Genomic DNA, 12,680 nt, shown 5'->3' with positions numbered 1-12,680 from the left:
CTTTTCTTTTGATCCATCTCCGGCTCCTAGCCCCTAGTGTCATAAGCAAGAGAACTGCAGTCCGCTTTGCGAACTTCCGTTCTTTTGCTTATGCATACGGGGCTAAACAGTCGCCTGCGCTTTTCTTTAGTGTCCAGCTCCGGCGGTTAGGACCTAGCGTGATAAGTCAACCCACCTGCGCTTTTCTTTTTACTTGAGCTATGTTGAAAAAGGGAATAAAATAAAGGTGGGATTTTTATGATTTGTAATGATTTTTTCGATATAATAGTACTGTTGTGCCAAAATATATAGTGACAAAGTCCCTGATGATTGGAGGGCATTTATTTGATTGAAACAACTTCGTATTATCATGAAAAGCTTTATAAAGCTCTTTCAAATAGAAAGCATATTGAGAAACCTCAGCTTGTAAGTGTCACCACTAAGCTGGATTCGGTTGATTCCCTTGGTTTTTTTCAGGCTGGGAAGGTTTATCAGGGAGAGCGGGTTTATTGGACAAGTGCTGATACGACGTTCACCCTCGTAGGCGTTGGTTCAGCCTATACATTTGAGGCGGATCGAAACCGTTTCTTCTCAACTCGCCAAATGTGGAATGATCTCTTAGGGGATGCTGTTGTTCTGAACCCATATGAAATACCAGGTACAGGGCCTGTAGCTTTGGGCGGTTTTTCGTTTGATCCGCTAAAGGAAGGTGACGGAACTTGGGAAGATTTTCCGAATAGCAAAGTCTTTATTCCAATGTACCTTTTAACAGAGTGGGGAGAGGATACGTATCTAACCCTTAACCTTATGATTCATCCTAATGACAATGAAGAGGAATTATACAACATTGTTACGAAAGAATATCAGAACCTGATTTCAGGCCGTTATAAAGAAGAAGAGCGTGTAGAGGTTACAGGACAAGAAGAAATCCTACCTGCTGAATTTAAACAAATTGTCTCAAAAGCGACCGATCATATTAAGACCGATCAAATCGGAAAAGTTGTATTAGCCAGAGAGATGGTTGTTTCCTTTTCTGATGATCGAAAAGCTGCGTCAGTTGTTCGAAAGCTGAAAGAAGAACAAACACAAAGTTATATATTCGCCTTTGAAAGCGGAGATTCTTGTTTTGTAGGAGCCACACCTGAACGTCTTGTTAAGGTAGAGAATAACGAGCTATTATCTACTTGCTTAGCAGGGACTGTTCCGCGAGGGAAGACTCCGAGTGAGGATGAAGCTTTAGGAGAAGCGCTTTTGAATGATGAGAAAAACTTACAGGAACATGATTTCGTGGTTCAAATGATTAAAGAAGCTGTAACAGGTTGTTGTGAAAATGTTCACGTTCCGGACGCACCTGTCTTGTACCCGCTTCGCAATCTTCAACATCTCTATACTCCTGTAAGTGGAACTCTTAAGGATGGGGTTTCATTACTAGATGTGGTCGAGAGGCTTCATCCGACACCAGCATTAGGAGGTTACCCAAGAGAGGACTCTTTACAGTTCATTCGTGAATATGAGCCCTTTCACAGGGGTTGGTATGCTTCTCCTGTAGGTTGGTTTGATAGCTATCAAAATGGTGAATTTGCAGTTGCTATCCGCTCAGCCCTATTGAAAAAAGATGAGGCAGTTCTTTTCTCTGGGTGTGGGGTTGTAGAAGATTCCGATCCGGAAGAAGAATATCAGGAAACAGCAGTTAAATTCTTACCTATGATCCACGCCCTAGGAGGAAAAGAATGACACACACAGAAACTTTGACCAGATACGTGGCCAACTTTGTAGATGAACTTGTTCACACGGGATTAACAGATGTTGTTCTTTCTCCTGGATCAAGGTCGACACCATTATCAATGACATTCGCTGAGCATGAAGACGTTCATCATTGGATTCACGTTGATGAACGTTCTGCTGCTTTTTTTGCCTTAGGAATCGCAAAAGAACAACAACGTCCGGTAGCACTTGTGTGTACATCTGGAACAGCTGCGGCAAATTATTATCCTGCTATTGTGGAAGCTTTTTATAGTCGAGTCCCACTCATCGTTTTAACAGCGGATCGTCCACACGAACTCCGCAATGTAGGGGCTCCCCAAGCTATTGATCAAATTCATATGTTTGGTCAATACGTAAAATGGTTCGAAGAGATGGCGCTTCCTGAGAGCAGTGAACAGATGCTTCGTTACGTACGAAGTAAAGCAGCTAGAGCCTTTCATACAGCTCTTGATCATAACGCGGGTCCGGTTCATCTGAATTTCCCGTTTCGCTCACCGCTTATCCCTGACTTCACTCTTGACCATTTATGGGGCCAACGTACTGAACGATCGTTTCATTATGCCTATAAAGGGGAAAGAAAGCTTCAACATGAGGCCGTTGAAGAGATTAAACAACGCGTAGAAAAGCATCAAAAAGGGTTGATTGTATGTGGTCCTCAAACTGATCCGGGACTACCAGAAGCTGTTACACAGCTTGCCCGGTATTTACAGCTACCTGTCTTAGCGGATCCTCTGTCCCAAGTGCGGGCTGGGCAGCATGAGAAAGACCATGTCATTGAAGCTTATGATGCGATTTTGAAAAGCCCGGGAGTCCGAGAGCAATTTGTTCCTGATTTCATTATCCGGTTTGGTGCTATGCCTGTTTCTAAGCCTTATTGGCTTATGCTTCAAGACCACCCAGAAATTGAACAATATGTGGTTGAATCCTATGAGGGATTTAGGGATCCAAGTGGAAATGAAGCTTCCTTGATCCTAGCTGACGGAAAGCAATTCTGTGAGACGTGGGTCAACCATCTAGAGTCTTCGTTCTTTGACGTTGGTTGGTTAAAGAAATGGCAGGAAGCGAATCAAAAAGCAAAAGCTATTCTGACAGAGGTTGAAGGTCATAACTTGTCAGAAGGTCATGTATTTACAGAGATTTTAAAGAGCTTCTCTGAAAAAGGGACCCTATTTGTAGGAAATAGCATGCCTATTCGTGATTTAGATACATTTATGTTGACCACTCCTAAATCAGTCAGAACTATGGCTAATCGGGGGGCCAACGGGATCGATGGCGTTGTTTCAAGTGCACTCGGTGCAGCTGCTCATGGAGAAGACGTTACCTTAGTGTTAGGAGATTTATCGTTCTTTCACGATCTAAATGGTCTCTTTGCGGCGAAGCAATTTGGTTTGAACCTTCGGATTGTGGTTATCAACAACGAAGGAGGAGGCATTTTCTCTTTCTTACCTCAAGCTGAGCATAAGGACCACTTTGAACCACTGTTTGGAACCCCTTTGTCTCTTGATTTTAGTAAAGTTATTGAGATGTATGGTGGTTCGTTTACACAGGTGAATTCAAGGAATGAATTTCAGGAATTAACGTCTAGTCTCGTTGAAACAAAAGGGCTTTCCGTCATAGAAGTAAAAACAGATCGTGAAGAAAATGCTACTTGGCATCGTCAGAAGTGGAAGCAGATCGAACAAGCCTTATTAGAAGGGTAATGGTGGACGATGTATATAACGATACACGAACAAGACTATTGGGTGGAAAGCGTAGGGCAAGGGATACCTGTATTACTTTTACATGGTTTTACAGGTACTCACTCTACGTGGGATAACCTGGTTGAAAACGATCAAAACCGTATACAATGGATACGGATTGACCTTCCTGGCCACGGGAAGACAGAAGCATCAGCTGGGTTTACCATGGAATCGGTATGTAAAGATATCAGTGAACTTCTAGAGCACCTTTCCTTGCCCTCTGTTCATGTAGTAGGCTATTCTATGGGAGGGAGAACAGCTCTCTCCTTTGCAATGGCATACCCTGAAATGGTGAGGAGTCTTACGCTTGAAAGCGCAAGTCCAGGACTTCATTCCACACAAGATCAACTGGCCAGGCAAACAAAAGACGAAGGATTAGCCCAATCTTTAGAGAAAGATGGTATTGAAGCTTTTGTGGAAAAGTGGGAGAATCTTGATATGTTTCAAAGTCAAAAGAACTTACCACAAGAGATTCAAAGTGAGATACGTAGAGAGCGTATGAAACAATCTCCAAAAGGTCTAGCTGCCTCATTAAGAGGTATGGGGACAGGGGTTCAGCCATCATGGTGGGACCGCTTATCAACATTTACAAGCCCTGTCCTGCTCCTAACAGGAGAATGGGATGAGAAGTTTACAGCCATTGCAAATCAAATGGAAGATCACTTCTTGCATGCCTCTCATCACAACATTCCACAAACTGGTCATGCAATTCACGTGGAACAAGCGCAAACTTTTGCTAAAATAGTAAGTGAATTCATCTTTTCTAGTGAGACTAGATGAAAGCGCTATAATTAAAAGGAGGAATATACATATGTCAGCAGTAGAATGGATTAATGAACGTCACTATGATGACATCCTTTATCAAACTAATGATGGAATCGCGAAAATTACGATTAACCGCCCAGAGGTACGTAATGCTTTCCGTCCTCATACCGTTAAAGAATTGTTAGATGCGTTTTCTTACGCTCGTGATGATTCTAAAATTGGTGTTATTGTTCTTGCAGGTGCAGGAGACGATGCATTCTGTGCAGGTGGAGACCAAAAAGTTCGCGGTCATGGAGGCTATGTAGGGGACGATGAAGTTCCACGCCTTAACGTTTTAGACTTACAACGTTTAATCCGTGTGATTCCAAAACCGGTTGTTGCCATGGTTTCAGGTTATGCGATTGGTGGAGGCCACGTTCTTCACGTTGTATGTGACCTTACAATTGCAGCTGATAATGCAATCTTTGGACAAACAGGACCAAAAGTCGGCAGCTTCGACGCAGGTTATGGAGCTGGATTATTAGCCCGTATGGTTGGCCATAAGAAAGCTCGTGAAATTTGGTACCTGTGCCGTCAATATTCTGCTAAAGAAGCAGAGGACATGGGCATGGTCAATACCGTTGTTCCATTAGAAAAGCTTGAAGAAGAAACGGTACAATGGTGTCAGGAAATGCTTGAGAAATCACCTACAGCGCTACGCTTCTTGAAAGCGTCCTTTAATGCTGATACAGATGGCCTTGCAGGTCTTCAACAAATGGGTGGCGACGCAACGCTTCTTTATTACACAACAGATGAAGCAAAAGAAGGTCGCGATGCGTTCAAAGAAAAACGCAAGCCAGACTTCAAACAGTTCCCGCGTTTCCCATAAATCGAACGATAATCAGAGGGTGCCTGTGATGAGCTCTTCTCCTACGGGAGAGCCTCATGGGCACCCTCTTTTCTTTGACTATGCCAAAGGCAACTGTTCAGTAATCGGGCAAAATTGCTGTACACTCGAAGCTGAGAGAATGTTTCCGTTAGCTATAATTGAGTGTAAGGTGGTTCGGGAAATCACTCGCTTTCCGCGGCGAGCTGGGAAGCCTCCTCAATCGCTACGCGCTTTCCGGGGTCTTCCCTAGGCTCCTACTGCCGCAGGAGTCTCGCAATTTCCCGCCCCACCTTTGCTATACATGGTGTAACGGAAACATGCCATATGCGAAACCCCTTCAACCGTTGGCGCCTTTAGAATGCGGGGCTGTTTCTAGAACAATAGCCAGGGCTTGCTCGAGGACATCGAGACTCCCGCGGGGGAAGGAGCCTAGGGGAGACCCCACAGAGAGCGATAGCGAACGAGGAGGCTCCCCAGCTCCCCGCAGGAAAGCTAGTTGTCCCCGAGCAAGCCCAAGCACTCATCAAACGTAACGGGCCCATTTAAATCAAAATAAACCATAGATTTTATGAGAATCTTATAACAAACAAGTTCTGGATGGAATTGTAGAAAGGGTGAGGAACATGAGCGAACAAACAATGCCCAATTGGTTAGATCAACGTGCATTTTTAACACCTGAGCGCACGGCTCTTGTGACGGATGAAGAGAGCTTGACGTTTGCTGAGCTTCAGCATCGAGCAAAGGATAGGGCTTCTCGATTATCCACTCTTGGAATCCATAAGGGAGATCATATTGCAGTTTATGCGAAGAGCTCTGTTGAAATGGTTCAGATCGTGCACGCACTCTCCTATTTGGGAGTTGTTGGGGTGTTATTAAATACCCGTTTAACCATTGATGAGCTAGTCTTTCAGGTTACGGATGCAGGGTGTGTGTATGTAGTGGGGGAAGACGGATTTAAAGATACGCTCCATGAACTTACACAAAAAACAGACATTCCTTCTCTTTCCTTTGGAGAGCTGATGAGTTCTGAAGCTCGTTCTGTTGATTTTCTGAAAGAGGTCACAATGGAAGATCCTTACACAATTTTATATACGTCTGGCACAACCGGTTCTCCCAAAGGGGTTCTCTTATCCTATAGTAATCACTGGTGGAGTGCAGTGAGTTCTGCATTGAACCTTGGCATTACGGAAAAAGACCAATGGCTGGCTGCTTTACCCCTTTTCCATGTAGGAGGACTATCAATCCTTATGAAAAGTGTTATTTATGGCATGCCTGTCCACCTCCATACTTCCTTTGATGTCGAGAAGGTCCATGATGCCATTATGAATAAAGGCGTTACGACGGTATCAGTCGTAACGGTTATGCTAGATGGTCTGATGGACCGACTGGGTACTGAACGGTATCCTGATGAATTTCGTGGGATGCTCTTAGGGGGCGGTCCTGCACCTGAACCATTATTATATAAAGCAAAAGAGAAATCTGTTCCCGTGTTCCAATCGTATGGAATGACGGAAACATCTTCACAAATTGTAACGCTAAGTCCGGACTATGCATTAAACAAAATCGGATCGGCAGGGAAACCCTTATTCCCAGCGCAACTTTCAATTGAAGTAGACGGGAAACGAGCAGCTTCTGATGAAATAGGAGAAATCGTTGTTAAAGGCCCGATGGTGACGAAGGGCTACTATCGAAGACCCGAAACGAATGAAGACACCATCCAAAAAGAATGGCTACGAACAGGAGATCTTGGCTATGTCGATGAAGATGGCTTCTTATATGTAGTGGACCGCCGGAAGGATTTAATTATTTCAGGTGGTGAAAATATTTACCCAGCGGAGATTGAAGGGGTTTTAAGCGGAATGGATCAAGTAAAAGAAGTGGGTGTGGTTGGTAAAGAAGATCAAAAATGGGGGAGTGTGCCCGTAGCTTTTATTGTCAGAAGGGAAGGCACGTCTCTAACAAAAGAAGATGTTCTAACCTTTTGTAACGATCGTCTTGCTTCTTATAAACAACCAAAAGAACTCTACTTCGTCGATCATTTACCGCGTAATGCCACCAATAAGTTGTTACGCAGAGAACTGGCTAACTGGCTGAAACAGAGGAGAAATGTTCAATGAACCTCGCTTCTGTGAAACTTTATCGGTACACAATGGAACTTGTAACACCTTTTACGACACATGCAGGAACCGTGAAAGAACGAGAAGGCATCCTAGTCGAAGCAATGGATGCTGATGGGTGTTCAGGCTGGGGAGAGGGGGTTGCGTTTTCGACTCCTTTTTATACAGCTGAAACGGTAGAAACGTGTTGGGTGATGTTGAGGGATCATTTTCTTCCTGTACTGGAAGAAGGAAAGGTCCAACATCCCTCTGAGCTACCGGAACTTTTGAAGAAAGAAAAAGGCCATCAAATGGCAAAAGCAGCCCTTGAAGGGGCTCTTTGGGATTTGTATGCTAAACAAAATAACCAATCCTTTCCTTCTCTTATTGGTGGAACACAACCTTCTATCCCTGTGGGTGTCGTGATAAGCTTATCCGAGAATCTGAATGAACTCGTCCCTCTATATGAATCACTAGGTTATAAGCGAATAAAAGTGAAGGTGCGAAAGGGGCATGAGCGTGAAGATATCGAAGCGGTTAAGGGTCTTTCCTCAGACCTCTCTATTATGTTTGATGGAAATGGAGCCTACGAAGAAGAGGACTTAGATCACCTGGCTTCATTAGACGACCTCGGGCTTCTGATGATCGAACAGCCTTTCGCCGCTGGTGATTTCTATTTACACCGAGAACTACAAGGACGTATGAATACGCCGATTTGCTTAGATGAAAGTATAGAAAGCTATCATGATGCCTACCAGGCTATTCAATTTGGTAGTTGTAAAACGATCAATATTAAGATTAGTCGTGTAGGTGGGCTTACGGAGGCTATGAAGATTTATAACCTATGCGAATCATCTGGAGTAGATGCGTGGTGTGGAGGGATGCTTGAAACTGGAATTTCTAGAGCTCATAACCTTGCATTTGCCTCCCTCCCTGGCATGACCATTCCGGGAGATTTATCTGCTTCTAAGCGTTATTGGCATGAAGACGTAATCATCCCAGAAGTCGAGTTACAAAACGGTCAGGTAGAAGTCCCACATGATAAGGCCGGGATTGGTTTTGAAATTAACCAGAGACGCATCGAACAAATTACAGAACACACATTTACCTATCACTTTAAAGAGCATTCGTCCTAACGAATGCTCTTATGTTCCCTATAAGCGGCCTTATATGGAACGTTCGAAGTTGTTTCCAATGCTCACCTTACGCGCCATCCACAATTAACGGGAATACTCCATCAAACCTACCCTATTATGGAATAAGAATAGGGCAGGGTAGGTGGTCCTAAAGACACCTTATGTAAGCGGATTAGCGATATGGACCTATGAGTAAAACCGATCATTATTGCCTTCATAGGTTTGTTCACCTCTAAAAACGGTTATTTCTTCACTATCTAATCGTATTGGAGGCTAAAAGGTATGAATCGTTTTACAATTCCAAGAGATATTTACTTCGGAGAAGGGGCGTTAGAGACGCTCGAATCCTTAGATGGGAAGAAAGCTATCCTTGTAATCGGTGGTGGATCGGTTAAGGAGAATGGAAACTTAGATAAAATTGAAAGCCATCTGGCTAAGGCTAATATAGAAACGAAAGTGATTGAGGGCATCACAGAAGAGCCTTCGACTAATTTAGTTCAAGAGCATCTTGGCACGCTAAATGATTTTGAACCTGATTGGATTATCGGCATTGGTGGTGGCTCCCCAATGGACGCTGCTAAGGCAATGTGGATTTTCTATGAACGCCCGAATCTTTCATTTAAAGATGCAATGGAACCATTTAACTTGCCAGGTCTTCGCACAAAAGCGAAATTTATTGGCATTCCAACAACAAGTGGTACGGCATCTGAAATTTCAAACTTATCCGTTATTACGGATTCAGAAACAGGGGTTAAACACCCGTTAGCTGACTTTGAATTAACTCCAGACTTAGCTGTTATCGATCCCGTTATGGTCGAATCGATGCCGCAAAAAGTGATTGCTTATAGTGGTATGGATGCTGTAACACACAGTATTGAAGCTTATGTGGCTAAACCACGTACGACGTTTACGGATTCTCTGGCTATTGAAGCTGCTGAAATCCTAAATGAACATCTGCTTAGTTCCTATAAAGGCAACCAAGATTCGAGAGAAAAAGTTCACTATGCTCAAGCAATGGCTGGTATGGCATTTGCGAATGCAGTGCTAGGTAATGTGCATAGCATGGCGCATAAGAGTGGACCAACATTTGAAGTGCCACACGGCTGTGCGAACGGTATTTACCTTCCGTATGTGATTCAATTTAACCGCAGTGTCGTAGGAGATCGTTTTGCTAAAATGGCAAAACGTCTTGAGTTACAAGGCGATACACAAGAGCAGCTTGTGGATTCCTTGATTGAATGGGTTCGTGAATTAAACCGTGAAATGGGTGTACCGAACACACTTAAAGAATTTGGCGTTTCAGAAGATCTGTTTAAAGAACATGTGGATCAAATGGCGAAAAACGCGATGGATGATCCTTGTACGGGTACAAATCCACGCGAGACTTCTGAAGAAGAAATGAAGAAGCTATTTGAATCAGCTTATTATGGGAAAGATGTAACATTCTAATAGAATCATTGCTTGCACCGCCTCCATAAGAGGCGGTGTTTTTTGTTTTGCATTCCACCCGTGTTATAGCTAGCGGTCACACTTTTTTAGTTTCCATTTACATAAAAAGAATGAAAGAATCGCGTGCATAGTTCGTTGTATATTTGGAAAAAGTAAGCACCGAGACCAGCAAAAGGAGACGATGGAATAATGAAACGAATCTATTGGATAGTACCATGCTTAGTGCTCGCACTGAATATTGTCATGACCCCTGTCATGAATCAGGCTTCAGCAGAGGAAGAGGAACGTGGGGTGTCAGTATCGGAAGGAATCGATCAAGTACTTGCAGCTATTGATACGTTACAAATGGCTGTACAAAATAATGCAAAGTTATCTGAACTTAACAAAGCGGGAAAAAAGCTTGATGAAGCATGGGATGTAATTGAAGATCAAGTGGAAGAAAAGAGCCCGAAAGATTATAAAATCATTGAAGAGAGCCTTTATCCTTTGATTGGGGAAGCTCAAAAACCTTCTCCAGATGTGAATAAGATTGAGCAGTTAATCGTTGAAACGAATGAAAAACTAAAGAGTTACCAAGCGACTTTGGAGCAATAAAAAAAGATCACCTGAAAACAGGTGATCTTTTTTATTTAAGCAGCGTCATCTACACTAGTTAATCGTCTTTTTCTCATTGCTACAATAAAGTAGCCAATTGTTATAATCACAGATCCTAGTAAGAAGATAGCTAATATGCTACTATCTTGCCACATTAGACTGTAATCACCTTCAGAAATGACGGCTTTCAACCCTTCTACAGAGTATGTCATTGGTAGAACTGGGTTAAAGATCTGTAGTGGCTCTGGAATTAATTCTAATGGGAATGTTCCAGCGCTTGTTGTTAATTGCATGATTAAAATTAAAATCGCGATAAAACGACCTGGGTCTCCAAGGGTTGTAACAAGGACTTGAATCATGGCCATGAACGTTAGGCTAGTTAATATACTAAACAAGTAGAAGTAAGGAACACTTTCTACTTCTAACCCTAACCCATACAAGATCACACTAGCGGCAATGACCGCTTGAATAAGTCCAGCACTCACGAGTACACCAAATTTAGCAAAGAACCAGCTGAATGCATTTCGTGGTGCAGCGGAAGGTTCTCTGACTGGGTAAACGATTGTAATGATTAGCGCACCTACAAATAGTCCAAGAGATAAGAAATATGGAGTAAATCCAGTTCCGTAGTTAGGGACTTCATTAACGCTATTCTTATCTAAATCTACTGGTTTGGCAAGCATCTCTTCAGTTTTCATGCTCGTTTGGACGTCTTGTGCTTTTGAGCTAGCTTCTGAGAGGTTGCTTTCGAACTCGCTTGTGCCTGAAGTTAACTCATTTGTTCCTGAAGAAAGGTCATTAGCGCCTTTTGCAAGCTTTTGAGACCCGTCAGCTAACTGAGATGAGCCGTTAAAGAGTTCGTTTGCTCCCTGGTTTACTTGAGCAGCACCATCAGCTAATTGAGCAGCACCTGTGTTAGCGCTAGTCAATTTATCATTAAACGTTTGGACGCCTGCTGCAAACTTCTCTTGTCCTTGAACGAGTGCAGAAGCACCGTTATATAATTCGTTCTGACCTGCAGAGAGAGCAGTTGCCCCTTGTTGAAGCTTGGAGTGAGCTTCTGAAAGAGAGGCCATCTGGTTCGGAAGAGAAGCTGTTTTTTCGACCACTTGCTGTGAACCGGTAGCTAGCTGGCTCGTGGCCCCTGATAGCTGCTTGGCACCTTGGTTTAATTGTTCAAGTTGCGCTAGAATTTTCTGTTGTTGTTCTTCAGGCATTTGTGCAATCACGGGTGCCAATCCTTCTTTTAGCCCCCCTACTTTTTCAGATAGGGTAGCAGCTGATTGGTTTACCTGCTGAGCACCGCCATTCAGGCTTTTTAGAGAATTTGAGAGTTCCTGAGATGACTGTTCTAATCCACCTGATTGTTGAACGAGTTGTGCTAACCCTTGTTCGAGTTGAGCAGCTCCATCTTTAGATTGGGATAGTCCGTTTCGTAATTGAATGGCTCCATCTTTTGATGAATTGGCCCCTGAAACGATTTGTCCATATCCGTTTTGAAGAGCTGAAAGTCCTTGGTTAAGTTCATTGGCTCCTGTAGCTACTTCAGAAGTACCTTGGCGCAATTCTTGCGTTCCATCTGTAAATTGAAGTTGTTTATCGGAGAACGTTCTTAGTTTTTCCTTTAATTCTTTAGCTCCAGAGTCAAGGTCTTTGGCACCGTTATTCAAATCACCTGCTTTTGTACTAGCATCGGCAAGACCTGTTTTCAATTCATTAAATTGCGCGAACATCGCATTGGCATACGTTTCAGACATCTCATCAGCTAACTTTGCTTTCATTTGCTCTGTTGCTGACTCACCAATTTGAGCAGAGAGGAAGTTAAATCCTTCGTTTGGTACATATTTTAACTGAAGTTTCTCTGGATTCTCGTCTAAGATCGTGGTAGCGGAAGATGAGAAGTTTTCCGGAATTTCGACAAGCATATAATACTCATGATTGCTTAATCCATCGTAACCTTCTTCCTTAGAAACCACTTCATATTTGAAGTCTCCGCTATCCTCTAAATTATCAACAAATTCTTTTCCGACTGTAAGGGGTTCATCGTTAAATTCGGCCCCTTCGTCTGAGTTGACAATAGCGACTGGAAGTTGATCCATACTGCCATATGGATTCCAGAACGCCCATAAGAACATTCCACTATAAATAAGCGGAATCATTAATACCGCAATAAATGGTATAAGTACTTTTTTGTTGCTACCGATGTGTTTTAATTCGGATAGCCATAATTTAAAACCATTCATGTAGTTACCCTCCTAAGTAATAAATGACTAAATCGTTCATTTGGTCA

9 protein-coding genes are annotated in these 12,680 nt (G+C 43.0%); 8 read left to right on the top strand and 1 reads right to left on the bottom strand.

The genetic code is table 11. The annotated features are described in order from the left end of the window. The first annotated feature begins 324 nt into the window (after window positions 1–324). The 8 genes from LQ226_RS15290 to LQ226_RS15255 all read left to right on the top strand — a co-directional run bounded on the left by LQ226_RS15290 (window position 325) and on the right by LQ226_RS15255 (window position 10,390). Window positions 325–1,713, top strand: a complete 1,389-nt coding sequence (locus LQ226_RS15290) for an isochorismate synthase (protein WP_231418829.1) — start codon at window positions 325–327, stop codon at window positions 1,711–1,713. Further along, window positions 1,710–3,443 (top strand): 2-succinyl-5-enolpyruvyl-6-hydroxy-3-cyclohexene-1-carboxylic-acid synthase, encoded by a 1,734-nt coding sequence (gene menD / locus LQ226_RS15285; RefSeq protein WP_231418828.1) that lies wholly within the window; start codon window positions 1,710–1,712, stop codon window positions 3,441–3,443. The genes LQ226_RS15290 and menD overlap by 4 nt, the downstream gene beginning before the upstream one ends. Window positions 3,444–3,452: 9 nt before the next feature. Then, window positions 3,453–4,262 (top strand): 2-succinyl-6-hydroxy-2,4-cyclohexadiene-1-carboxylate synthase, encoded by an 810-nt coding sequence (gene menH, locus LQ226_RS15280; protein ID WP_231418827.1) that lies wholly within the window; start codon window positions 3,453–3,455, stop codon window positions 4,260–4,262. 31 nt (window positions 4,263–4,293) lie between these two features. After that, complete coding sequence (menB, locus tag LQ226_RS15275; RefSeq protein WP_231418826.1) at window positions 4,294–5,115, top strand: 1,4-dihydroxy-2-naphthoyl-CoA synthase; 822 nt, start codon at window positions 4,294–4,296, stop codon at window positions 5,113–5,115. Window positions 5,116–5,738: 623 nt separating this feature from the next. Next, entirely contained in the window at window positions 5,739–7,232 is a 1,494-nt protein-coding gene (locus tag LQ226_RS15270; protein ID WP_231418825.1) for an o-succinylbenzoate--CoA ligase, read from the top strand. Then, complete coding sequence (menC, locus tag LQ226_RS15265) at window positions 7,229–8,347, top strand: o-succinylbenzoate synthase (RefSeq protein ID WP_231418824.1); 1,119 nt, start codon at window positions 7,229–7,231, stop codon at window positions 8,345–8,347. The genes LQ226_RS15270 and menC overlap by 4 nt, the downstream gene beginning before the upstream one ends. A 282-nt stretch (window positions 8,348–8,629) precedes the next feature. Further along, window positions 8,630–9,796 carry an iron-containing alcohol dehydrogenase gene (locus LQ226_RS15260; protein ID WP_231418823.1) on the top strand — a complete coding sequence of 389 codons (1,167 nt, stop codon included), beginning with the start codon at window positions 8,630–8,632 and terminating at the stop codon, window positions 9,794–9,796. Between the two features lie 189 nt (window positions 9,797–9,985). Continuing rightward, window positions 9,986–10,390, top strand: a complete 405-nt coding sequence (locus LQ226_RS15255; RefSeq protein WP_231418822.1) for a hypothetical protein — start codon at window positions 9,986–9,988, stop codon at window positions 10,388–10,390. Between the two features lie 35 nt (window positions 10,391–10,425). Here LQ226_RS15255 and LQ226_RS15250 read toward each other — a convergent pair whose 3' ends face one another. Then, window positions 10,426–12,633, bottom strand: a complete 2,208-nt coding sequence (locus LQ226_RS15250; protein ID WP_231418821.1) for a YhgE/Pip domain-containing protein — start codon at window positions 12,631–12,633, stop codon at window positions 10,426–10,428. Window positions 12,634–12,680: the final 47 nt, after the last annotated feature.

Source organism: Pontibacillus sp. HN14 (genome assembly GCF_021129245.1).
Lineage (GTDB): Bacteria > Bacillota > Bacilli > Bacillales > BH030062 > Pontibacillus.
Note: the sequence above shows the minus strand (reverse complement) of the source record. Positions and strands in the feature narration are given on the sequence as shown.

Excerpts from the sequence above, each read along its gene's own strand:
- menD (WP_231418828.1), top strand. The coding sequence starts at position 1,710 with ATGACACACACAGAAACTTTGACCAGATACGTGGCCAACTTTGTAGAT.
- menH (WP_231418827.1), top strand. The coding sequence starts at position 3,453 with ATGTATATAACGATACACGAACAAGACTATTGGGTGGAAAGCGTAGGG.
- menB (WP_231418826.1), top strand. The coding sequence starts at position 4,294 with ATGTCAGCAGTAGAATGGATTAATGAACGTCACTATGATGACATCCTT.
- LQ226_RS15270 (WP_231418825.1), top strand. The coding sequence starts at position 5,739 with ATGAGCGAACAAACAATGCCCAATTGGTTAGATCAACGTGCATTTTTA.
- menC (WP_231418824.1), top strand. The coding sequence starts at position 7,229 with ATGAACCTCGCTTCTGTGAAACTTTATCGGTACACAATGGAACTTGTA.
- LQ226_RS15260 (WP_231418823.1), top strand. The coding sequence starts at position 8,630 with ATGAATCGTTTTACAATTCCAAGAGATATTTACTTCGGAGAAGGGGCG.
- LQ226_RS15255 (WP_231418822.1), top strand. The coding sequence starts at position 9,986 with ATGAAACGAATCTATTGGATAGTACCATGCTTAGTGCTCGCACTGAAT.
- LQ226_RS15250 (WP_231418821.1), bottom strand. The coding sequence starts at position 12,633 with ATGAATGGTTTTAAATTATGGCTATCCGAATTAAAACACATCGGTAGC.